Source organism: Chitinophaga arvensicola (assembly GCF_900110835.1).
GTDB classification, from domain to species: Bacteria; Bacteroidota; Bacteroidia; order Chitinophagales; family Chitinophagaceae; genus Chitinophaga; species Chitinophaga arvensicola.
Genome location: NZ_FOJG01000001.1, coordinates 1636866 through 1661739 on the forward strand (window position 1 = coordinate 1636866; position 24874 = coordinate 1661739).

The 24874-nt window shown below is 48.0% G+C and carries 17 protein-coding genes; 12 read left to right on the top strand and 5 right to left on the bottom strand.

The window, feature by feature from the left end; all coding sequences use genetic code 11:
• Positions 1-18: 18 nt before the first annotated feature.
• From BMW79_RS07010 to eboC, 5 genes are all read left to right on the top strand, one after another.
• Entirely contained in the window at positions 19-1791 is a 1773-nt protein-coding gene (locus tag BMW79_RS07010) for a RagB/SusD family nutrient uptake outer membrane protein (RefSeq protein ID WP_089892375.1), read from the top strand.
• Positions 1792-1906: 115 nt separating this feature from the next.
• A complete protein-coding gene (locus BMW79_RS07015) occupies positions 1907-3442 on the top strand; it encodes an FG-GAP-like repeat-containing protein (RefSeq protein ID WP_089892377.1) in 1536 nt (511 codons plus the stop codon).
• A gap of 436 nt (positions 3443-3878) precedes the next feature.
• Entirely contained in the window at positions 3879-4778 is a 900-nt protein-coding gene (locus BMW79_RS07020) for an EboA domain-containing protein (RefSeq protein ID WP_089892380.1), read from the top strand.
• 24 nt (positions 4779-4802) lie between these two features.
• A complete protein-coding gene (locus BMW79_RS07025) occupies positions 4803-5789 on the top strand; it encodes a TatD family hydrolase (protein WP_089892383.1) in 987 nt (328 codons plus the stop codon).
• 54 nt (positions 5790-5843) lie between these two features.
• Entirely contained in the window at positions 5844-6764 is a 921-nt protein-coding gene (gene eboC / locus BMW79_RS07030) for a UbiA-like protein EboC (RefSeq protein ID WP_218150287.1), read from the top strand.
• A 56-nt stretch (positions 6765-6820) separates the two neighbouring features.
• Here eboC and BMW79_RS07035 read toward each other — a convergent pair whose 3' ends face one another.
• Together BMW79_RS07035 and BMW79_RS07040 are read right to left on the bottom strand one after the other, a co-directional pair.
• Entirely contained in the window at positions 6821-7456 is a 636-nt protein-coding gene (locus BMW79_RS07035; RefSeq protein ID WP_089892385.1) for a response regulator, read from the bottom strand.
• A gap of 11 nt (positions 7457-7467) precedes the next feature.
• Positions 7468-9456, bottom strand: a complete 1989-nt coding sequence (locus tag BMW79_RS07040; protein WP_177192068.1) for a tetratricopeptide repeat-containing sensor histidine kinase — start codon at positions 9454-9456, stop codon at positions 7468-7470.
• A 603-nt stretch (positions 9457-10059) separates the two neighbouring features.
• Between BMW79_RS07040 and BMW79_RS07045 the strand changes: the two genes are divergently transcribed.
• The 6 genes from BMW79_RS07045 (at position 10060) to BMW79_RS07070 (ending at position 17490) form a co-directional block, all read left to right on the top strand.
• Entirely contained in the window at positions 10060-11214 is a 1155-nt protein-coding gene (locus BMW79_RS07045; RefSeq protein WP_089892391.1) for a 3-dehydroquinate synthase, read from the top strand.
• Positions 11214-12425: a metabolite traffic protein EboE gene (gene eboE, locus BMW79_RS07050; RefSeq protein WP_089892394.1), complete on the top strand. Its 1212-nt coding sequence runs from the start codon at positions 11214-11216 to the stop codon at positions 12423-12425. Before BMW79_RS07045 ends, eboE begins: the two co-directional genes overlap by 1 nt.
• Positions 12426-12566: 141 nt before the next feature.
• Entirely contained in the window at positions 12567-13934 is a 1368-nt protein-coding gene (locus tag BMW79_RS07055; protein WP_089896812.1) for an alkaline phosphatase family protein, read from the top strand.
• Between the two features lie 8 nt (positions 13935-13942).
• Positions 13943-14740, top strand: a complete 798-nt coding sequence (locus tag BMW79_RS07060; RefSeq protein WP_089892397.1) for a DUF6992 family protein — start codon at positions 13943-13945, stop codon at positions 14738-14740.
• Positions 14741-15112: 372 nt separating this feature from the next.
• Positions 15113-16450 (top strand): Gfo/Idh/MocA family protein, encoded by a 1338-nt coding sequence (locus tag BMW79_RS07065; RefSeq protein WP_089892400.1) that lies wholly within the window; start codon positions 15113-15115, stop codon positions 16448-16450.
• Positions 16451-16707: 257 nt separating this feature from the next.
• Positions 16708-17490: a sulfite exporter TauE/SafE family protein gene (locus BMW79_RS07070; protein ID WP_089892403.1), complete on the top strand. Its 783-nt coding sequence runs from the start codon at positions 16708-16710 to the stop codon at positions 17488-17490.
• Here the strand turns inward: BMW79_RS07070 and BMW79_RS07075 are convergent, their stop codons facing one another.
• The 3 genes from BMW79_RS07075 to BMW79_RS07085 all read right to left on the bottom strand — a co-directional run bounded on the left by BMW79_RS07075 (position 17491) and on the right by BMW79_RS07085 (position 21582).
• Positions 17491-17847, bottom strand: coding sequence for an MmcQ/YjbR family DNA-binding protein (locus BMW79_RS07075; RefSeq protein ID WP_089892406.1), 357 nt, complete (start codon positions 17845-17847; stop codon positions 17491-17493).
• Positions 17848-18309: 462 nt separating this feature from the next.
• Positions 18310-20100: a DUF885 domain-containing protein gene (locus BMW79_RS07080; protein ID WP_089892409.1), complete on the bottom strand. Its 1791-nt coding sequence runs from the start codon at positions 20098-20100 to the stop codon at positions 18310-18312.
• A 114-nt stretch (positions 20101-20214) separates the two neighbouring features.
• Positions 20215-21582, bottom strand: a complete 1368-nt coding sequence (locus tag BMW79_RS07085) for a 3-keto-disaccharide hydrolase (protein ID WP_089892412.1) — start codon at positions 21580-21582, stop codon at positions 20215-20217.
• 262 nt (positions 21583-21844) lie between these two features.
• Between BMW79_RS07085 and BMW79_RS07090 the strand changes: the two genes are divergently transcribed.
• Positions 21845-24850 carry a SusC/RagA family TonB-linked outer membrane protein gene (locus tag BMW79_RS07090; RefSeq protein ID WP_089892415.1) on the top strand — a complete coding sequence of 1002 codons (3006 nt, stop codon included), beginning with the start codon at positions 21845-21847 and terminating at the stop codon, positions 24848-24850.
• The last annotated feature ends 24 nt before the right edge of the window (positions 24851-24874 follow it).

A 24874-nucleotide genomic window follows, 5' to 3' on the forward strand; every position in this document is an offset into this window, starting at 1 on the left:
AAAGCAAAATTGAGAAAAATGAAAACATTACGATATTTAAGTGTCATTCTTGCGTTGGCAGCAGGAATCAGTGCTTGCAGCAAAAGCTTCCTGGAACGTGGACCGCTCGGCTCTCTCAGTGAAGAAATCGTAGCCAATAAGGCAGGTGTCAATTATTTACTGATAGGCGCATATGCCTCCCTCGACGGACAACAGACCGCGCAGGCCGCACTCGGCGGTGGTGGCCCATGGGAAGCCTCTCCCACCAACTGGATTTATGGCAGCGTTGCCGGTGGCGATGCACATAAGGGCAGTTTCAGTGGTGACCAACCCGCTATCGATCCTATCGCAAAGTTCACCGTGGATCCTTCCAATGGATTCTTTAATACCAAATGGAGAGCAGTATACGAAGGGGTGATCCGTTGTAATACCGTGCTGTCGAAAATGGCACAGGCAACTGATATGAGCGCAGCGGAAAAAAAGGAAGTGGAAGCAGAAGCCCGTTTCCTCCGTGGTCACTACTATTTTGAACTGAAAAAGATGTTCAATAAAGTACCTTATATCACAGATACCACCCTGAATCCACGTATTAAAAACGATAAGGACATCTGGCCGTTTATTGAAGATGATTTCAAATTTGCAGCAGCGAATCTTCCGCCTACACAGCCGGATGTGGCACGTGCCAATAAATGGGCCGCGCAGATTTATCTCGCCAAGACTTACCTCTACCAGCACAAATTCACAGAAGCGATGCCGCTGTTCGACGACGCCATTGCCTCAGGTGTAACCACCAATGGTTTGAAGTATGACCTGGTGCCTAATTATTCTGATAACTTTAACGCCGCTACCAAGAATAATGCAGAATCTGTGTTTGCCATCCAGATGACAGCAAACGATGGTACCAATACCATTGCCAATGCCAACCAGGGTGAAATGCTGAACTTCCCGTATAACAGCCCGTTTGGTTGCTGCGGATTTTACCAGCCTACACAGGATCTTGTGAATTCTTACCGCACAGATGCTACTACCGGTTTACCTAACCTGGATACCTACAACTCAGATCCGGTAAAGAACGACCAGGGTATCGTGTCTACTACGCCGTTTACACCAGAAACAGGTACACTGGATCCACGTCTCGACTGGACCGTTGGCCGCCGTGGTATTCCTTACCACGACTGGGGCAATCACCCGGGTGCAAACTGGATCAGGGACCAGAAATATGCCGGCCCTTATGCGCCAAAGAAAACAGTTTACTGGCAGGCTAACCAGGACAAGTACAAAGATGCGCACTCCTGGGCGCCGGGATCTGCTATCAATGTATTGCTGATCCGTTTTGCAGATGTACTCCTGATGGCAGCAGAATGCCATGCACAGAACGGCGACGTTCCCGGTGCATTGAAACTGGTAAACCGTGTTCGCCACAGAATGATCGATAATCCTCAGTTCTGGCTGCATAAATACAAAGTAGATACGCTGCCTTTACAGGGCTTTGATCCTACTAAAATGGCGGCCAACTATAAAATCAGTGAATACGCTTCTTTCAGTGGTAAAGATGAGGCGCTGAAGGCTATTTATTTCGAACGTAAGCTGGAACTGGCTACAGAAGGTCACCGCTTCTTCGACCTGGTACGCTGGGGCATTGCAGACGTATCACTGAATGCGTTTATCAAATATGAATCCGCTATTACCGATGACCTGAAAGGAGGTAGCTTTACCAAAGGTAAAAATGAATACTTCCCGATTCCTCAACGTCAGATAGATATCACGATGGTAGGAGGGACCAGGGTCCTTGATCAGAATCCGAATTATTAGCATCCCTGATCTGTCGCTTTTATAACTTAACGAATGCAGCGGAATCTTTTTCGCTGCATTCGTTTTTTTATGCAACAATTCAGTACTTTACAATGCCCGTTAAAATCATTCACTGATGCGCATTCAACCAATTCCGAACCGGTATTATCTTGCCGCACTTTTTTTACTCACTGCCTGCTTTGTTGTTACCATCAGTTGTCATACACCCACTAAAGAAGAACAGGGAGCGGCACTGGCCGAGAAATATTGCTCCAGCTGTCATTTGCCGGTATCTCCTGCACTTCTGGATAAGGAAACCTGGGTAAAGCACGTATTGCCTGCTATGGCCCCCAAATTGGGCATCAGGGTATGGGGGGAGCATGAGTATTACCCACCGATGCCGGGCGAGAAACCTGGCCTTATTTCTATCCAGGACTGGGAATTACTGGTAGCCTACTATCAGCATGCAGCGCCGGATAAACTGGCACCTGCAAAAGTGCCGCAGCCATTGCAGCGCGACTGGTCTTTTTTTACTGCAAAATATCCGCAGGTGACAGATAGTTCACCTGTGGGGACAACACTGGTGGCTTTTAATCCGGACAACGGAAGCCTGGTGACCAGTGATGCACTGTCCAGTACACTAACGCAATGGGACAGCAGTTTCCGCAAAATAAACACCCGGAAATTGCCATCTCCCGCTGTTGATATCATTTTTTCGAAAGACAGCGCCGGGCAGCAACAGGGAATTGTTACAGAGATAGGTAATATGCGTGCATTGGATGTGTCTGCTGGTATTATTACCAGCATTGCGCTGGATCAACCCGACAGCCGGCAGAAAGACCTCATGGCTTTTCTGAAACGTCCGGTACAAACTGTTCCTGCAGATTTTAACAATGATGGATTGACCGATCTGCTGGTGTGTGCCTTCGGACATAACCAGGGCGGATTGTACTGGTTAAAACAATTGCCCGGTCATACGTATCAGCAGATTCCTATCCGCGAAGTACCAGGGGCGATTCATGCAGTTACCGGCGATTTTAACCATGACGGCTATACGGACTTTATGGTATTGTTTGCCGCAGGTGATGAAGGCATCTGGTTATATGAGAATGATAAAAAGGGCGGCTTTACTTCTGTGAACCTGCTGAGATTCCCGCCCCTGTACGGTTCTACGAGTTTTCAGGTGGCCGATTTTAATGGCGATGGTCAACCCGATATACTTTATACCAGCGGAGATAATGCAGATTTTTCTATGATCCTTAAACCTTACCACGGTTTGTACGTCTATGTAAACAAGGGAAACAATAAATACACACTGGATTGGCACTATCCGGTGAATGGCTGTACAAAAGCAATAGCCGCAGATTTCAACGGTGATGGCCGGATAGATATCGCATCTATCGCCTTCTTCGCTGATTTCCGTGGCCGGCCGGGCGAGCAGTTTATCTTCTTCGAAGGAGGAAATAAACCGCTTTCTTTTGTTCCACATTCACCACCTCTGGAGAAAGAAGGGCGGTGGATTTGTATGGATGCAAAAGATTATGATCACGATGGAGACCTGGATATCGTACTAGGAAACTATGCGCAGGGATTTATGATACTCGATGACTATAAGCCTGACTGGAAAGAATATCAGCCGTTTATAATATTACAGAACAATTCTGTACGTTAAATGCAACGTAAAAAACGTTTGTTTATTTGGAATGAAAGCAGAAATATGTATCTTACGGCCGTATTTATTGCTACGTGCACAATTACTTTATTTCGGGTCTTAATTTTGAAGAGTACATTACTCATATATTACAGATCTCTAAAGTACCATCGTTCTTGATCAGCGTTTTCCCAACATATACCTTATTGCACTATGTCCGTCGTCAGGGGCATGGTGATGTAAAGATATCCTGATGTATAATCAGGTTTTAGAATGGCGGAAGGAGAGGCAGTAATGCCTCTCTTTTATTTTGGGTATACCGCTCGTTCAACAGCTGATGTGAGCGCTTTCATCGCTATTTTTTGCCATCTATCATAAAAAAGTGTCAGAATTAAGAGAATCCCATTATTACGGGTTAATTTTATTGGGAAATCAGCATTATTAGTTTAAACAGGATATGTCAGTGGCTGAATATGTATACGATCAGGATAAAGTGAGCAAGCTGCTTAGTACGATCATCAGGAACAACGGTAACGAAAAAGCAAATACCTGGCTGCAACAGCGATTGCAATTACAGCAGCAAACCGGTGCCATCCCGCAGTTCAATCAGACTTTCACAGCTATTCCACGCTTCACAGGTAAGGAGATTATAAAAGTTTCCGCAGAGGAAAATGAATTGCTTCAACAACTACTTCCTTCATTTTTCGTACATGGGTGGACGTTAGACCGGCTCGTAAGGGTCTGGTGGTTATTGCAATTACCCGTTACAGATAAATCCGCATACCTCGGGGTATTGGAGAACCTGTTTAATGCTGCCGAAATGAATGAGCTGGCGGCTTTGTACAGTGCGCTTCCATTGCTGCCATGGCCGGAAGAATGGACAGGCCGTACTTCAGAAGGCATCAGGTCCAATATCGGGATTGTACAGGAAGCCATCATGCTCCATAACCCATATCCGGCAAAATACCTCAGTGAACCTGCCTGGAACCAGCTGGTGATGAAGGCCATTTTCACGGATAAACCGCTGCATCTCATCACCGGACTGGATGAAAGAGCCAATGCAGCCCTGGTAGCTATCCTGGTGGATTTTGCCCATGAACGCTGGGCCGCCGGAAGAACCCTGGATCCCATGCAATGGCGCATCCTTGTGAATTTTGTAAACGACGATAACTTTGCAGATATCACCCGCATCTGGCACTCTTTAAACAGTGTGGAAAAAGAAGCGGCAGCACTGGTATGCGCACAATGCAATTATGCGCCTGCCAAAGCTTTGCTGGCCACTTCACCGGAACTGCAGGCAGAAACAGAGAATGGCCGGCTGACCTGGGAAGTACTGGCACAGAAAATAATTAAATAATTTTCATTAATAAATTGATCAGATATGTGCGGAATCCACGATTTAACGGAAAAAGACCTCCAACCACTCACCTATAGCCCCGCTTATCTTAATAAAATTAAGGGCATGCGCTTCTTCGATCCGCATGTGCATATGACCGCCCGTACCACGGACGATTACCAGGCGATGGCCGATGCCGGCGTTGTAGCCATTATCGAACCCGCATTCTGGTTAGGACAGCCAAGAACCGGCGTAGATACCTTCCGGGATTACTTCAGCAGCCTGTTGGGCTGGGAACGCTTCCGTGCCTCCCAGTTCGGTATTAAGCACTACTGCACCATTGGCCTCAATTCAAAAGAAGCCAATAACGAAAAGCTCGCAGAAGCTGTGATGGAAATACTGCCACAGTTCATCTATAAAGAAGGCGTAGTAGGCGTCGGCGAAATCGGTTTCGATGACCAGACCCCGCTGGAAGAAAAATATTACCGCGCACAACTGGAACTGGCAAAGGAAGCCGGTTTACCTGTACAGATACACACTCCCCACCGCGATAAGAAAAAAGGTACCCAACGTAGCATGGATATCGCACTCGAGCATGGGTTGGAACCTCACATGATCATTGTAGACCATAATAACGAAGAAACAGTGAAAGAAGTGCTGGATCGTGGCTTCTGGGCTGCATTTACCATCTATCCGTTTACCAAAATGGGCAATGAACGCATGGTAGCCGTGGTAAAACAGTACGGAAGTGAGCGTATTATGGTGAATTCCGCTGCAGACTGGGGTATCAGCGATCCCCTGGCTGTTCCTAAGACCGCCGCTTTAATGCACGAAAGTGGTATTGACTTGAATGACATTCATTTGGTAACTTACACCAATGCTGTAAAAGCCTTTGCTCAGAGCGGCCAGATTAATGAAGCGGATTTTGATGTAGCAGCAAATATTGATCAAAGTGAGAAATTTAACGGAAGCTCTATTTTACGCGGAGGCCAACAGCCCCGAATTGATAAAAACACGACCATCATCCGGTAATGGCCTGACAGATTCGTCTCTGCTGGCAATGAACCATGAAAACCTAATTACACGGTGAGTTATATTGTTAGCAAATTGATCGGATATCTGCGCCTGATGCGACCAGCCAATATCGTTACTGCCATTGCAGATATATTGGCAGGCGTTGCTGTTTCAGGGTATTTTATAAATGTTTCGCTTAGTACTGTCACACTGGATTTTTCCCTTCCGGTGGTATGTCTCTGCCTCGCTACTATCGGCTTATATGGCGGCGGCGTTGTATTCAATGATGTATTTGATGCCACACTGGATAGCACCGAGCGCCCCGAAAGGCCCATTCCCAGTGGCGTTATTTCAAAAACACAGGCTATTATACTGGGCAGTTACCTGCTGCTGGTAGGCATTCTCGCCGCATTTTCAGTAGGACGCCTCACCGGCTATGCCGGCTGGCTGGCCATCGGTGTAGCCGCCAGTGCATTGATCTACGATAAATGGGGAAAACACCAGGAGTTCCTGGGGCCTTTTAACATGGGACTTTGCCGGGGCCTTAATCTGCTTCTCGGCATCAGTATTGTGCCGGAAGTATTACAAACACACTGGTGGATGGGTTTCATCCCTATCCTCTACATTGCTGCAGTAACCAACATCAGCAGAGGTGAAGTACATGGAGGTAGTGTGAAAAGTCTGCGCCTTACTGCCCTTTGCTACGCGGCCGTATACATTACCATGGGCGTAATGGCTTACCTGCATCACCGGATCTGGCTGGCATTGCCATTTATCGCGTTGTTTATCATCATGATCAATGTGCCCCTGTTCCGGGCCATGAAAAATCCTTCCGGACCCAATATCGGGAAAGCCGTGAAAGGAGGCATCATTGCGCTGATTGCCATGAATGCCGCATGGGTGGCTGCTTTTGCCACACTGCCCTTTGCGATTGCCGTTATCTTACTTTTACCTATCTCGATGGTACTTGGGAAACTCTTCCCGGTAACATAGTATACTTTTATCATTGGCTTCCTGGCTGAATCTGCGAGGGAAGCCAATGATGTCTTTCAGACAATACCTCTTTTCATTGCTTCCTTTACTAGTCCTGCGGTATTTTTTACCGCCAGTTTTTGCGTGAGATTCAACCGGTGTGTTTCCACGGTGCGTAAACTGATGAACAGTTGCTCCGCAATTTCCTGGTTGGAATGCTCTTCTGCAATCAGTTTCAGGATTTCTTTTTCTCTGCGGGTGAGTGGAATTTCAAATACGGTGCGCTTTTGCCCGGTGATTACTTCGTTCAGCAGCTGTTGCTGGATCACATCATCGAGAAACTGTTCCCCGGCATGTACCCGCTCTATAGCACGGATCAGCTTTTCCGGATCGGTGTTTTTGAGCAGGTAGCCGGTAGCGCCGTTACGCAGCATCTGTTTGATGTAATGAGATTCCATAAAGCTGCTCAGCGCAATGATCCGGATACCCGGGTGCGCTTTGCTGACCTGTTTGCAGAGTGAGATGCCGTCGATTTCCGGCATCTGTATATCCAGCAGTAATACATCCGGTTGCACCAGCGGCAGCGCTGCCATCAGTTCGGCCGCCACATTATTTTCATACACCACGGAGATGTGCGGATAAGGCGCCAGCATGGCTTTGAGTCCGCTGATCACAAGCAGGTGATCGTCCGTTATAGCCAGTTTGATATGCATATGAGGTAAAATTAAAAGACGGCTTCCATTTCCGTTAGCTGCATAATGGCAATATTGAATTCAATGTATGCCGTGGTGCCGCATCCGGGAGTGGCCGTCAGTGTTAAATGTCCGTTTAATGATTTGATCCGGGCGCGCAGGTTTTTTAATCCCATCCCGGCGGTATTATGGGCGCTGTTTTCAAACCCCACCCCATTATCTTCTACGGTAATGGTAAGTAGTTGCTCATGCCCGGTGAGTTGTACCAGGGCTGTTGTGGCATGTGCATGTTTGATAATGTTGTTGATCAGTTCCTGTACGATCCTGTATACGGTCAGTTCAAAATTACCCCTGAACCGTTGGATATCACCGGAAGTATAAAAGCTGATATTTAGTTTCCGGGAATGACTCACATTCCGGCAGAATAATTCCAGTGCGCCTGCTAAGCCCATCCGGGAAAGGATGTCGGGCATCAGGTTATGCGCGGTTTTGCGTACTTCGCCGATGGCGTCGTCCAGCATACCCAGGGCATGATGAAAGCCTTTATCCTGCTGCAGAAATGTAAGTTCATATTTCAGCGCGCAGAAATGCATTTTCACAGCCGATAATAATCCACCTACGCCATCGTGCAGGTCTTTCGACAAACGGGTTCGCTCTTTTTCTTCTCCCTGCATCATGGCTTCCAGCACCTGCAATGTTTTTTCTATTTCCATGGTTTGCAGCTGCTGTTCCTGCAAATGATGGCGATGTATGAGTTTCTGCCATACCAGGAAGGACGCGATGAGCAGCATTACCACACCCGTGAGGAAGAAACCGATCCATTTATTTTTCCGTTGCAGCAGCAGGTCTTTCTGGATCAGCTCCAGTTTTTTTTCGGCCAGATCCCTGTCTTTTTTCTCCGACTGGTATTGCATTTCCAGTTGTTGTACGTTGCTGCGGGTGGCATCGCCTACCAGGGAATCGTTTAGCTGTTCATAAGCTTTACGCAGCTGGAAGGCCTGCCGGTACTGGTGTTGGGCCGCCTGGTTGTCTGATGCGGCCAGGTAGGCGCGTCGGAGGAAATCTCCCGAAAAATACAGGCGGGCGAGGGCAATAGTTTTACGCAGGTAGATATCGGCCGCTGCATATTTTCCGTCCTGGTAAAGTGCTTTTGCATAGCCCATGTAAAGCTGCATCCGGTTCTCCGGCCCGGGGTCATCCACGGAAATCAGGAGTGCTTTTTCATAGGTGCGCAATGATTGTTCGGACTGGGACAGATCGGCATAGGCGCGGCCGGTGGCGGTGAGCGCATTCAGTACCAGCAGGCTGTCGCCCTTTTCCCTGCCCAGTTCCAGGGCGCGTTTAAAATACCTGCTGGCGGCAGATGGGTTCCCCTGCTGGCTTTTGCATTCTCCCAGGTTCAGCAGTGCGGTGGCCATCAGGGAAGTATGTTGCAGCTGGCGGCCATATTCATAAGCCTGTGCCGCATAGGTGGTTCCTTTTTTTACATCTCCCAGGGAGATAAAAACAGCAGAAAGGTAATGAAGGATCATACCGGCGCCGATGCTGTCTTTCACGGCTTCGGCCAGCTTCAGTGCTTCAAGGTAGGCGCTGGCGGCCGCAGGGAAATTGGCCATCTGCTGGTATTCCATCCCGCAGTAACTAAGTGCCCTCGACTGGTTGAGCGTATCTTTCAGGGAGGTATAAATGAGCACGGCCTGCTGCAGCATGAACAAGGACTGGCGGTACTCGCCCCGCATATCCTGGATATACATATAATAGCAGGCAAAATCGGCCACGCCTTTATGATAGTTCAGCTGCCGGCTGATACGTAAAGCGCGCATGAAAACAGCTGCCGACTTATCCAGTTGATACGGAAACAACTGACAGCCATAGCTGATCAAAGCCTTTACCTGGTTACTGTCTGGCGGCTGCCGGTTAATCGTCTGTAAGACACTATCGGCTGCCAAAGAACGTTCTGCCTTTAAAGCGCCGGTACCGGAAATCGAAATACAACAAACAAAAAGTAATATTCTCAACATTTCTGATACACTTTTACAACCCTGCGGTTGTCTTGTTAATAATCCCGTGTTTATTGGTCTGCACAACAATGAATAGCCCGGCCGGCAATAGCCTATATAGCTATAACCCGCCATCGCAGCGCGTGACAAATGCTCAGCATGCAACAAAAGATGTGGAAAACCACCGATGTTACAGGGGTAACAGCAGGGGAAGGCGCCCCGCTTTTTTGGTCAAACAATTTATTTTCTGGCTGAAAAAGGAACGCTCCTTTTTTCAGTGATATAAAGTTCTGCATTTCTGTTTTAATACGCAACCCGGTATGGGATGAACGGAAAGGAAAAGGAGTTCCCGGTAGAGGAAGATGCGTTGAAATATTGATTGGTAAAGCATTTGTAGACGAACGGTATCTGTCAGTAGAACTACGCAAAATGTAAAATAGCGGTTTATACCGTAGTATAAATCCCGGAAAACAGGTTCCTTTGCATACCGATAAATTGATTCTACAGTCTAACCCCAAAAAAACAGGCTCCGTTCACGGAGCCTTTTTAATGTGAAAAATCACGTTTTTCTATGTACTTTTAAAGGCTATAGTTTTTTTAAGTTTAGATGATGCGGATTTAGCCATGGAATATATTCAACAAAATTTCAATGTCAACTTTTCTTACGGTGTTTTCTTCAGCAGTAATTTATTCGATCCTGCCAACACCTGTTTAGCTACCTTCCTGGAATCAAAAGCAGAGGATGCATACGTTAAGAAATTATTAGTTATTCTGGATGGTGGTGTGGCGGCACATCACCCGCAACTGACCCAACAGATCAGCCGTTATTTTGAGCAGGTGCGCGGTTTTCAGCTGGCGCCTGAAATTATTACCATTCCCGGAGGCGAGGGTGTGAAAAACGATCTGCCCCTGCTTTTTAGCCTGGTGGATGCCATTGATAAATATGGTATCGACCGCCATTCCTATGTGATTGGTGTAGGCGGAGGATCTCTCCTGGACCTGGTAGGATTTGCAGCCGCTATTTCCCACCGGGGGGTAAAACACATCCGGATTCCTACTACCGTGCTTTCACAGAATGATTCCGGTGTAGGGGTAAAAAACGGCGTAAACTATAAGGGGAAGAAAAATTTCCTGGGTTCCTTTGCGCCGCCGGCCGCCGTGTTCAACGACCCGGTATTTCTGACCACCCTTGATTCGCGCGACTGGCGCTCCGGGATGGTGGAAGCAGTGAAAGTAGCCCTCATTAAAGACGCTGCTTTCTTTAACCGGATCGAAGCTGATTCGGTGGCACTCACCGCAGGTGATATGGCCGCTATGCACTACCTGATTTACCGTTGTGCAGAATTACATGTGCAACACATCGGAGGCGCCGGAGATCCGTTTGAAAGCGGCTCTTCCCGTCCGCTCGATTTTGGTCACTGGAGCGCGCATAAACTGGAACAACTCACCAACTTCGAACTACGTCATGGAGAGGCGGTGTCTATCGGCATCGCAGTAGACAGCGTATATTCCTACCTGTTAGGATGGCTATCTGAATCCGATATGCAGCGGATCCTCACCGTATTGAAAAATATGCAGTTGCCGGTATGGCATCCATTGCTGGAAAAGCAGAACGGACAACCTTCTCCCGTGGTAGCAGGACTGGAAGAATTCCGCGAACATCTCGGCGGAAGATTAACTATTTCGCTGTTACGCGAAGTAGGTAAAGGAGAAGAAGTACACGAAATGGACCTGGATCTTTTATACAAAGCGGTAGAGATCTGCAAAAATAATCAGTAATGAAAACAGCTGTAGGACATCTTACGTACTGTACAAATATTCATTCCGGCGAAAACTGGAACGATCATTTTGCACAGCTCAAAAAGTTTATACCTGCCATTAAGCAACAGGTATCACCGGATCAGCCTTTTGGCATCGGGCTCCGGCTCGCGAATACTGCCAGCCTGGAACTGAGTAAGGAAGAAAACCTGAAAGCATTTCAGCAATGGCTGAAAGCAGAAGATTGCTATGTATTTACCATGAATGGTTTCCCTTATGGTGGATTCCATAACGTAGTGGTAAAAGACCAGGTACATGCACCCGACTGGACCAGCGCCGACCGTGTAGCATATTCTATCCGTTTATTCAGGATACTGGCGGCCTTACTGCCGGAAGGTATGGAAGGCGGTATTTCCACCAATCCGCTCGGATACAAACATTGGTGCAACCGTTGTGAAGCAGATAAAAACGCCTATACGGAAACCGCTACGCTGAATATGTTGCAGGTACTGGAACAACTGGTACGCACCCATCGCAGCGGCGGTCCGTTGATGCACCTCGATATAGAACCGGAACCGGATGGAATGATGGAAAATACCAGTGAATATATCAGCTGGTATTTCGATAACTTATTACCCGCAGGTATTCCGTTTATAAAAGATAAATTTAACATTGCCGACGACCAGGAAGCTGCTGATATCATCAAATCGCATATTCAGTTGTGCTACGATGTTTGTCACTTTGCACTGGTATACGAAGCGCCGCAGCGTGTTATTGAACGTATGCAGCATCACGGGCTGAAGATCGGCAAACTGCAGATCAGCGCCGCGTTGAAAGCCGATATGCCGGCAGATCTTTCCACACGCCGCGAGGTAACAGACGCCTTCCGTAAGTTCAATGAACCGGTATACCTGCACCAGGTGATCGCCAAAAAGAACGACGGTACTTTTATCCATTATCCGGATTTGCCGGAAGCATTGGCAGATGAGGAAAATGCAGCTGTCAACGAATGGCGCTCACATTTCCATGTGCCCGTTTTTTTGGATAAATTTGGGGTATTACAATCTACACAGGAAGATATTAAACAAGTGCTTGCCTTACAGCGGCAAGCGCCTTTTACAGCACATATGGAAGCGGAAACATACACCTGGGACGTATTACCACCTGCCCTGAAGCAGGAAATGTCCTTATCCGTTTCCCGTGAACTGAATTGGATAAAGGAACAGTTGTAAGCTTTTGAGGAGTTGGTCTTTAGCGGATGGGGATATACACCATAAACACAAATAGCGAAAGACCAGCTACCAAAAGCCGTCTTGGAATTGTCCACCCGGTATTATAGCTTTATGCCGGAAATAGTAACGGCGATAGAATCTATGAGAAAGACAGTAGTAATTGATGTAGTAGGGCTCTCCTCTTCTTTGCTGGAGCACCTGCCTTTTATAAAGGCTTACACCGCACAGCGGCACCTGGCTACGGTAACGCCTATGTTACCGGCGTTGACCACTTCGGTACAGAGTACCTATCTTACCGGCGAATGGCCCAGTGAGCATGGTGTTGTAGGCAATGGCTGGTACGACAGAACAGATGCGGAAATCAAATTCTGGAAGCAATCCAACCGTTTGGTGGATGCCCCCAAAATATGGGACCGTGCCCGGAAACTGGATCCTTCTTTTACCTGCTCGCAGATGTGTTGGTGGTATAATATGTACGCCAACGTAGATTACTCCCTGACTCCCCGTCCGAACTATCTTTCCGACGGCCGTAAAGTGCCGGACTGCTATACTTCTCCGTCTTCCCTCCGGGACTACCTGACGGAGCAACTGGGTAAGTTTCCGCTCTTTAATTATTGGGGGCCTACTGCCAGCATCAAATCATCTCAATGGATAGCCGACGCGTCTATCCTTACCGATAAATTATACGACCCTACCCTTACGTTTATTTACCTGCCTCACCTGGATTACTGCCTGCAGAAATTCGGACAGGACCCGGTAAAGAATGCCAAAGAGCTGAGCGAAATTGATGGTGTGGTGAAACAACTGGTGACTTACTACCAGCAAAAGAACTGTGATCCGATCATATTGTCTGAGTATGGGATCACGAATGTGAATAACCCGATTCATCTCAACCGCCTGTTAAGAGAAGCAGGGTTACTGACCCTCCGTGTGGAAAACGGGCTGGAACTGCTGGATGCGGGGGCTTCCAAAGCCTTTGCCGTTGCAGATCACCAGATAGCGCACATCTATATCAACGATCCTTCCTGTTACAAAAAAGTACGCGCCCTCCTGGAAAGTGTGCCCGGTGTAGATCAGGTACTCGACCGGGAAGGTAAGCGGGAAAATAACCTGCATCACGGCCGTAGCGGTGATCTGATAGCCGTAGCGGATGCTGATAGCTGGTTTACCTACTACTACTGGCTCGACGACGCCAAAGCGCCTGATTTTGCCCGGATTGTGGACATCTTCCGTAAACCGGGATATGATCCGGTAGAGATGTTTATGAATCCTGCCGATCCTTTCATCAAACTGAAAGCCGCTGGCAAACTCCTGAAAAAGAAACTTGGTTTCCGGTACCTGATGAATGTGATCCCCCTGGATGCAACACTAATCAAAGGTTCTCACGGCCGGCTGGAAGAAAACCCGGCATTTCACCCGGTAGTGATCAGTCCGGAGCCTATCACCAAAACCCAGTTGCAGGCAACTGACGTATATGGGGTGATATGGAACCAGTTAACAGGAAAATAAATCTCCTTATGTATAAATTTTGTGGCGCACTGATCATCACACTGCTGGTGGCGGTGCGGTTGCCTGCGCAGGATAACGCCGGTTTCGGGCAGCTGTTGCCGGCAACGGGGGCGTACCCTGGCGCTTTAACTTCCGTGGAACAGCTGCCGGTAACTACGCAGGTTGGCAGCCAGCAACAGCTGCCTACGGCCGCCGCATCGCTAAAAACAATTCCCACCCCGGCATCTTCCGGTATCAGGATGCTTCCGCCAACGCCGGGCAGCGACACATTCAATCTTCAAACCTTCAACCAGCAACGGATGCACACCACCCAAACCGCCATGATCGTGCTGGGAGGCTGGGCAGTAGCTAATATAGCGACAGGCCTGGTGGCGATGGGGCAAACCAGTGGTGAAGCAAAATACTTCCACCAGATGAATGCCATCTGGAATGTGGTAAACCTGGGGATCGCTACTGCCGGTTATTTCGGTAGCCGCAAACTCAATGGCACCTCCTGGAATATGTCCGGCAGCATCAAAGAGCAAAACAAAATTGAAAAGATATATCTCGTGAACGGCGCGCTCGACGTAGCTTATATCCTCGGCGGTTTATATGCCCGCGAATATGGTAAAAACCAATCGGGTAAGGAACAGGACCGCTGGAAAGGATACGGTTCTTCCATTATCCTGCAGGGTGGTTTCCTGCTGCTATACGACGCTGTGAATCTTACGATACATCACCGTCATGGAAAAGGATTGTATCAGCGGTTTGAAAATGTACAGGTATCTTTTTCACCAGGGCGTGTAGTGGCCGGGGTTACTTTTTAGAATTTTTGGTGCTTCGGGGTCTATTCTGATTGCGCTTCATGGATAGTGTTGTTGCTTCATAGTTGCTTATCCGCGTCGCAGCCCGCGCCATCTCTCCTCATACACGTCACCTTTATTGTTCGCCCGCAGTGTTCTTCACGGTTGCTTATTTGCGTCGCACCCGGCGCTATCTCTCCTCATTCGCATCCCCTATCGTCGCTCCGTGCATCCTTCCTCATCCGCATCGCTTCATAGCAGTCCCTGGTGCATTTGTAAATCGCTTCCCCACCTCTCATCAAAAAAACTAAACATCCCAGATTTATTTTTCTACATTCATGCAACCGATTGTTTTTTGCCATCACTCATATAAAACGCGTAATAATAAAAACCGTTATGAAAAGAAGAGATTTTCTTAAAACCGGTAGCATGGCCGGTTTAGGAGCAGGGTTAACGATCCTTAATTTCCCTGTATTCGGGAAAAATGCCCCGAGCAACAAGTTGGTGCTGGGTGTGATGGGGGTTAATTCCCGGGGCAACTGGCTGGCCCAGTGCGCCGCTAAACTGCCAGGAGCAGAAATAGGCTACGTATGTGATGTGGAAGACGGCGCCATCGCCAAAGGCCTTAAAGCCATTGCAGGCGCCCAGGATCGCAAGCCGGAAGTAATAAAAGATATCCGCAAACTGCTGGAACGGAAAGATTTTGATGCGTTGCTGGTTGCTGCACCTGACCATTGGCATGCGCCTGCAGCCATTATGGCGACTGCCGCCGGTAAGCATGTATATGTGGAAAAGCCTTGCGCACATAATCCACGGGAGGGAGAAATCCTGGTAGCAGCTGCCAAAAAATACAACCGCCTTGTTCAGATGGGTAATCAGCGCCGTTCCTGGCCCAACCTGCAACAAGCCGTAAAAGAAGTAAAAGAGCAGCAGGTATTGGGCAAAGTGTATTATGGCCGGGGATGGTATGTGAATAACCGGGCGCCGATTGGTACCGGCAAAAAAATTCCGGTACCTTCCACGCTGGATTGGGATCTCTGGCAGGGCCCAGCTCCGCGCCGCGATTACCTGGATAATATTGTGCACTACAACTGGCATTGGCGCTGGAACTGGGGTACCTCTGAAACCTGTAACAATGCCACCCATGAACTGGATTGCTTACGCTGGTTCATGGATGTGGAATTCCCTACCAAAGTAACTTCGGCGGGTGGCCGTTATGCCTATCCGAAAGATGACTGGGAAACTCCTGATACACAAACACTCAACTTTGAATTTGAAGGCAATAAAGCCATTGCCTGGGAAGGTCGCAGCTGTAGTCCGTTTGAACTGGAAAACAGTGGTCGTGGTTTTGCCCTGTTTGGCGAAAACGGCAGTCTGTATAACTCCGGCGGCGACAGCTACAAGCTGATCGATACGAAAGGCAAGGTGATTAAGGAAGTGAAACAGGCATCCAATCCTAATCAGAGTGTAACCAACACCGTTAGTCCTGCCGGCGAATTTTATGACGCAGTACATATCAACAACTTCCTGGAAAGCATCCGTGGCAAGGCTACCCTCAATTCAGAAATCAACATCGGTTACCGCAGTACACTCCTGTGCCTGTTGGGTAATATTGCCCAGCGCACCGGCCGTATTTTACATACCGATCCATCCAATGGCCACATCCTGAACGACAAGGAAGCCATGAAGATGTGGGAGCGGGAATATGAAAAAGGCTGGGCGCCCAAAGCTTAAAATAATGTCCGGATTCCGGGTAAAAAGCACAAGAAAAATGTTTGCAATTTTACCCGGAATTCTTATCTTTACATCGCTATAAACCCTTTCTCCTATTGGGTTTATAGGCTAACAATAAATATAATAAGTTGTTATCCCCCATAACTTTTTGTTATCACCATTATTAATAATGATCCCCTACTTTTGGCCTTCCTGTAATTTTTTATAACCAACCACACCAACCACGAAGTTGCGCGTTCCCCGGAGGGATGAATTGAATGGAATTTTTACAACAATCTGAATACCTGTCAGTATTGCTGATAGGCTTAGTAGTAGGCTATTTGTCCGGTTTATTAGGAAAAGGAGGCAGTGCTATCAGCACCCCCGCCCTGCAGATCTTTGCTGGCGTAAATCCGTTTTTTGCACTGGCATCACCTTTACCGGCGTCTATTACCAGCACTTTATCTGCCACGGCAGTATACAGCAAGGAAAAACTGTTTAATAAACGGGTGATCCTGCTGGGAGCAGCCTTTGGTGTGCCTGCTACCATCCTGGGATCCTGGCTCAGCAGCTATCTGCCCGGAAAATCACTGATGATCATGACGGCATTGTTCATCATGGCTACCGGTGTAAACCTGATGATTTCTTTCCTGAAGGCCAAACCGGCAGGGGAAGTGAAAGTAAACGGGGAAGACGTGCCTGCAGGCAAACTGATGGCAGCCGCTTTGTTTATTGGCTTTTTATCCGGGTTACTGGCCAACGCGGGAGGAATATTGTTCAGCTCCTTTTTTATCAAGAAATTAAAAATGCCCATTAAACAGGCACTGGCCTGTGCGGTAGTGTTATCGGCTATCTTATCGATACCCGGTGCGTTAACACATTGGTGGCTGGGACATATAGACTGGAATATTGCACTTCTGCTCTCACTCACGGCGTTTCCGGCTTCTTACCTCGGGGCTAAAACGGCGGTAAAAATGAAAACACCCACCCTGGAAAAATTATTTGCACTGACCCTTATCGTATTCGGTGTATACGATATCTTCTTTACGATCTGGAAATAATCAGGCGTGTGCTTTCATCTTATGGATGGCTTCCTGCTCAAATGGGGGCAGGGAGCTGACAATGATTTCATAGGCATTCTGCAGAAAGTTGTCCAACTCCGTTGAAGGCAGCATATCTTCCTGTTTCAACTGTACCCAGTGATACCGCGCCAGGTGAGGTGCCGGCACAATTCCCGGCCTCGAAATCAATTGATGAAACTGATGCTGACTGCATTTAAATGACACCCGGTGAGGCGGCTCCAGGGAAATCATGCAGAATAATTTTTCGCCTACATAAAAGCGTAATTCATTGTCCCACTTTTTTTCAGTGATGACAGCCGGAAGTGACCGGCACAGATCAAGGGTGTGATCAAACATAGCAGCAGGTTTTAAAGAATATTATATAGGGTCGTTTTTTCAGGACGACTCGTGTCAATAATTTACATGCACAGACTAACATATTAAAATATGAAGTATGTGTGGTTAACGTAAATCTAAGCTGTAAATAGTGAATGAAACTGCTCTATAAAAATAGGAAATAAAATGCAATCATGAATGTTAAAAAGATTTTTAAGAAAGTGCTGCACCGGTGAATACCACCGCCAGTAAGTATTTGAAGGCACTATGCTTTTTTTTCTTAATCGAAATTTAATCCACCGGGTGCAGTGCTTAAAAAGAGATACCAGCCTCACTTAAGGTATCTGATGCAAAAGAAAGGCCGACCCGAAGCCGGGTCAGCCAGTGAATAAATTGCCCAATATGCGGTAGATACTTACAAGTCGTTTTGTATTGTACTTTTCCGGCTGTTGCATTCCGCAGCAGGAAAGTTACCACCATTGGTTAATGTTGTGTCGCCGCCCAGCGCGCCATCTTCTGTTCCAGCACTGATAATGGTACGCAACCATCTTTCAGCAACTCATCATGGAAAGAAGGCAAGCTGAACTTGCTTCCTAACGACTGGGTATACTGGTTCCGCAAGCCACGGATCCTGAGTTCGCCAATTTTATAAGATAGCGCCTGACCGGGGATCGCCATGTAGCGCTCAATTTCGGCCGTAGCTTCCTGGGTGGATACGGGTTCATTGTCCATCATGTATTTGATGGCCTGTTCGCGGGTCCAGCCTTTTGTATGCAGGCCTACATCCACTACCAGACGGATGGCCCGGTGTATTTCATCCGTTAAGCGGCCGAAGTACATATACGGATTGGTATACAGTCCCAGTTCCTTACCCAGGCTCTCGCAATAGAGGGCGTATCCTTCGCCATAGGCGCCGATCCAGGAGAAACGACGGAATTTGGGAAGGGAGTCATTTTCCTGTTGCAGGGAAATCTGGAAATGGTGACCGGGAATGGCTTCATGTAAAAACAGGCACTCCATACCGGTGTAAGAAAAGCTGGTGGCATCCAGGATGGGTACATAAAATACCCCGGGTCTGGTGCCATCGGCGCTACCCTGCATGTATTCTGCAGAAGCGGAGGCCGCACGATAGGCTTCCGTCTGGCGGATCTCAAATTTTGTTTTTGGAAGATGCCCGTACATTTTTTTAACGCCGGGCATGATCTTGTCCTCGATAGCTTTGAAAGAATCGAGGATCGCTGCCGGCGTTTTAAAGATGCGCAGTTTTTTATCGCTGCGAACGGAGGCGAAGAAAGCCGGCAGATCGCCTTTGAAGCCGGTACTGTTTTTTACCGCTTCCATTTCTCCCCGGATGCGGGCTACCTCTTTTTCTCCCAGGGCATAAATTTCTTCCGGGGAGAGATTGGTGGTGGTCCAGCTTTTTATGAGAAACGCATAATAGGCCTTGCCATCGGGAATATCGCCAATGCCGCTGGTGTTGCGGGCTTTGGGCAGGTATTCCTGTTGCATGAAGTCACGCAGCTTTGCAAAGGAAGGCAATATGTATGTTTCGATAGCGCTTGTATAATCCTTGATCAGCGTGGCTTTGGTGGCCGCATCCAGTGAATCGGGAATCATTTTCAGTGGCCCGTAGAATATATTGTTGGCGGTATCCTTCTTTGCAAGATCGGTTACCTGCGGAATTACCTTTACCACCAGGCTTTTGGGCAGCACATAGCCGGTGGCCATGCCCCGGCGCATATTGGCGATGGCGGTGTCGGTCCATATGGCAAAACGTTCCATACGGCGCATGAAGTTATGATAGTCGCTGACGGTTTTAAAAGGTTGTGCAGAAGAGCCGGAGCCCAGCTGGGTAAGGGTGAGCGGCAGGCAGGTAAATTGCTGCACCGGCATCAGGTGGTCATGAAAAGTAAGTCCTTCCCGGTTAATGCTGAATTCCCTTTCCAGCATATCGTAGGTGATGCGGTCGTTGCCCGAGAGTACAGCAGTATCAATGCCTTTGATGGCCTGCTGGTAGCTGGCATAGAAGGAGTCTGCTTTTACGCGGTATGCTTCACTGATGTCTATGGGCAGCTGGTCGTTGTACTGGTTTTCCCCGTTCTGCGTGGCCTGTAGCGGGTTCAGGGCCATGCTCTCGTCGTAGTAACGGGCTGCCAGGTGATGCAGGGAATCGGCCGTGGCCTGGGGGCTGCTATGATGGCTTTGCTGTTGACAAGCGCCTGCCAGCAGGGTGCCCAGCAGGAGCAGGTAGCCTTTTTGTTGTAACATTTTCATATTGAAGGGTTGTGAACGAACCCTAATTTACCGTTTTCTCCAAGAAAAAAAGCATTCCGAAGAATCGGAATGCTTATTTAGAACAGTGAACAATGAAAAAAAAGATAAAAAATATTATTTAAGTGTCTTTATTCGGATGCTTTTGAACGAAACTTCGTTGCCATGATCTTGTAAAAGAATGTGTCCTTCTGGCCAGAGACCAAAATTTTTCCAGTCTTTATACTTGCTGATCGCCACTAAATCCTTGAAAGCCTGGGATCCACGCTCATATTCCAGCACTTTGAAACCATTTAACCAGTGTTCTACGTGATTATTTGGATACACAATAATACGACCTTTGTTCCATTCTCCAATAGGGTTGATGGCACGTTTTTCCTGTTTTCTTGTCATGAGGTCGTAAAGACTTGCCAGAGTGCGGTTTCCGTCGCGTCCTAATTTGGCATCCGGATGCTTTTCGTCGTCCAGTACCTGGTACTCCAGTCCGATGGCCGACTTACCCCCTGTTTCATAGGTTTCGCTGACAAAGTATTTTACCCCGCTATTCGCTCCTGGCGTGAGTTTGAAGGTGAACTCCAGTTCAAAAGCGGAGTATTGTTTTTCGGTAACAATGTCGCCGCCGCTGCCTTCTTCATCCCCGTTGGAATGACCGATAGTCAGCAAACCGTCCTTCATGGTCCAGCCAGTAGTAGGGAATGTCTTTTTGTATACGCCCCTCCAGCCTTTGCTGGTTTTTCCGTCCCATAACAGGGTGAAGCCGTTTTTCTTTTCCTGGCCGGAAATGGTGTTATCCACATTATTCACCACGTAGATATTATCGTAGGCAGAATATTGGGAGGCTGCCGGATTCTCTATGATCCGGACGTTTTTCCAGTAGATGTTTTTATTATCGTCGGCAGCATTTTTACCGATGCCATGTACCTGTAATGCGATGAAACCCTTTGGCAGTGCGGTATCTACCAGGTGAGCGGTAGGAACACCATTTACCCAGGTACGCATTTCATTACCCCGGCACTCGATGCGGTATTTGTTCCAGCCGTCTTTTTTAAAGGCATTTTGTCCGGCAGGATTCAGTTCCATCGGATATTGCCAGCCCCTGCGGCCTTCTTCATAAATCCCTCCGCTCCATTTACGGTCCGACGGGTCAATTTCCATCTGGTAGCCGAATACACGGCCATTCTGGTAATCCGCCCTGCTCTGGCTGCGGAACTGGATACCAGAGTTAAACTCTTTACCCAGCTTGAATTCCAGCTCCAGGATAAAGTCGCCATACTCCTTGTCCGTTGCCAGGAAAGAGTTCGGCGTATTCAATACGGTGGTGCCCACTATCTCACCATTCTGGACATTATATTTTGCTTCACCCCCCAGTTGCTTCCAGCCTTTCAGATCTTTACCGTTGAAAAGTTGCTGCCATTGGGCTTTCTGGGCGAAAAGGCTACCATACATGCACAGCAGGGAGCCACATAAAAGGATCGTCTTTTTCATAACTTAAACGGAATAAGGTGTCCAAAATAAACAATGAAAATGATTTTTACAACCGATTGCAAAAGATTGACACTATTTTTTATTTTTTAAAGAGATGATAATCTGATCAATAGCGGGTTTGCCCGAAATTGGAATAAAAATATTTCTGCAAACGATTGCAGGAATGTAAAAATATCTTATTTTGTTCCCCAAGTAAGCAACTTGTAGCAACAGCCAAAATCAGAGGAAATACTCTTTATCTACAATCACTATAAACTACGTTATGAAAAAGGTTTTTTCACGTCTTATCTGTATGATAGCATGTCTGCTATTCTACCAACTCACCCAGGCACAAAATACTCCCATTACCGTGGAAGGTAATATACGGGACGCCCAGAAGCTACCATTGGTGGGCGTAACTATTTCTGTCAAAGGAAAAAATACAGGCACCCAGTCGGATGCCAACGGACATTTTAAACTGCAGGTGAAAGATGCCGCCAACGCAGTACTTGTTTTTACCTATGTTGGATTTACCAGTCATGAAGAACCTGTGAAAGGTCGTGCAATCGTTTCCGTAATTTTGGAAGAAGACCGGAAAAAGCTGGAAGAAATTGTGGTAGTCGGTTATGGCGCCCAGAAGAAAAAAGATGTAACCGGCGCTATTTCGTCCGTAGGCACCAAAGCCATCCAGGATGTACCGGTAACTAACCCGCAGCAGGCTTTACAGGGCCGCGCTCCCGGTGTGGAAGTTATCAACAACAGCAGCAAACCCGGCGATGAACCACAGGTTCGTATCCGTGGCAGCCGCTCCCTCTCCGCCGGCAACGACCCCCTCTATGTGGTAGATGGGATCCCTTACGGAGGTAACCTCAGCGATATCGGCACTGGAGTAATACAATCGATGGATATTTTGAAAGATGCCTCAGCCACAGCGATTTATGGATCCAGGGGCGCCAACGGCGTTGTACTGATTACTACCCAGCGCGGCAAGGTCGGAAAACCTGTGGTTTCCTATAGCGGCTCCTACGGATATGTAAAGCAGCTGGGCCAGACAGACATGATGAATGCGGCCAAATACATTGAAATGCGCCGCGAAGCCAACCGCACCGGTGGCAAATACGACGATGCCAACCAGGACGCATCCGACAAGAAAATATTCAACGCGGTTGAATATGCCAATATCAAGAAAGGAACAGACGTAAACTGGCAGGATCTCATGCTCTCCCCCGGATACCAGACCAATCATGGTATTACCGTAGCCGGTGGTTCCGAAAAAACAAAGTATACCGTGGGCTTTGGCTACTTCAAAGACCAGGGCGTCCTGAAATTACAGAGCTACGAACGTTATAACGTTAACATCGGCCTGGATCAGCAGATCGGGGAAAGAGTGCGCGTAGGGGCGTCCCTGTTAGGCGCCTATAGCCTCCGGAATGGCGAAACCTATAACGGTATCGACAATGCGCTGAAAATGCTGCCCATCGCCGCTCCATATGATGATAAAGGCAACCTGATTACCTTCCCTACGGGAGATAGCCAACAGCCCAACCCATTACTCGACTACGTAAACAATAACAGGGTAGAGTTAATGAAACGTTTCCGCATTTTCGCCAGCTTATTTGCTGAAGTGGAAATTACAGATGGTCTGAAATATCGCCTCAACGTAGGACCAGATATTCAGAACTACAACTATGGCCTCTTCCAGGGTAAAAACAATACCAACCTCCTGATCGGTGGCGGTGATGCAACGGCTTCTAAAGGTAACGCCCAAACGCTGGCCTACACCGTGGAAAACGTAGTGACTTACAATAAAACATTTAAGAAACACACCATCGGCGCTACCGGCTTGTACAGCGTACAACGCCAGAATGTAGACCTTTCTACTACCAACGTAAGAGGTATCCCGGTGGAAACACAACAATACTATAACCTCGGCCAGGCGCTGAATGTAACCGGTGTAACCAGCAGCCTCAGCTCCTGGACAATCCTTTCTTACATGGGCCGCCTCAACTATGGCTTCGACGACCGCTACCTCCTCACCCTCACCCTGCGTGCAGATGGTTCCTCCCGTTTTGCACCCGGTAAGAAATGGGGCTATTTCCCGTCTGTTGCCGCTGCATGGAACATCACCAGCGAATCCTGGGCGAAAAACAACCGCATCCTGGATAACCTGAAACTCCGCGCCAGCTACGGACGTATCGGTAATACAGGTATCAACCCATATGCTACGCAAGGCCTGCTCACCAGGATCCCTTACTCCTTCTCCAATAAAGGCGCCCTGGGTTTTGTACCAGGCGATCTGCGTAATCCAAACCTGACCTGGGAAACTACTACCTCCTCCGATATCGGTGTTGATTTCGGTTTGTTCAATGGCCGTATCACCGGTGTGATCGAATGGTATAACCAGAAAACCACCGACCTGCTCATGCCTCACCTGCTCCCATACAGCAACGGCTTTAACCAGGTACTGGAAAACCTCGGTAGCTCCCGCAACAGGGGCTGGGAAGTTGGTTTGAGCGGTACCGTAATCGACAATCCCAAAGGATTCAGCTGGAAAATGGATGTTAACTTCTTCCGTAACCGCTCCGAAATCCTGTCTATCGGTAATGGCAGAACAGCAGACGTTGGTAACGGCTGGTTTGTAGGTCAGCCTACCTATGTATACTATGACTACAAAAAAACAGGCATCTGGCAGGTAGAAGACGCGAAAATTGCCGCTAAATACAACGCCAAGCCGGGAGAGATCCGCCTCGAAGATATCAACGGTGACAGCACCATTGATGCGAAAGACCGCCAGATCTTAGGTTCGCCGCAACCTAAATGGTCGGCCGGTACCACCCAGCGCTTCTCTTACAAAGGATGGGAACTGTCCATCGTAGCCTTCGCCCGCATGGGTAGCACGATCAAAAGTGATTTCTATCAGAACTATAACACCCTCTTCGGCCGTTATAACAACCTGAATATTGATTACAACACACCTTCCAATCCTACCAACGATTTTCCACGTCCGAACGTGAACCAGGAAAGACCGAACAACTACCAGTCGCTCAGCTATTTCGACGGCTCCTTCTTTAAAATCAGGAATATTTCCCTGGCGTATGCCTTCCCGGATGCATGGGTGAAAAACATGCACATGGCCGACTTCCGCGTAAACGTAGGGGTGAAACAACCATTGATCCTCGCGCCTTACCGCCAGACCTGGAAAGGTGTAGACCCTGAAGATGTAAACGTGATCGGTATTGATGCACCCGCCACCTGGATGCTGCAGTTCGGTATAAATGCGAAGTTTTAATTATGGAAAGACCTGAAAAATCTT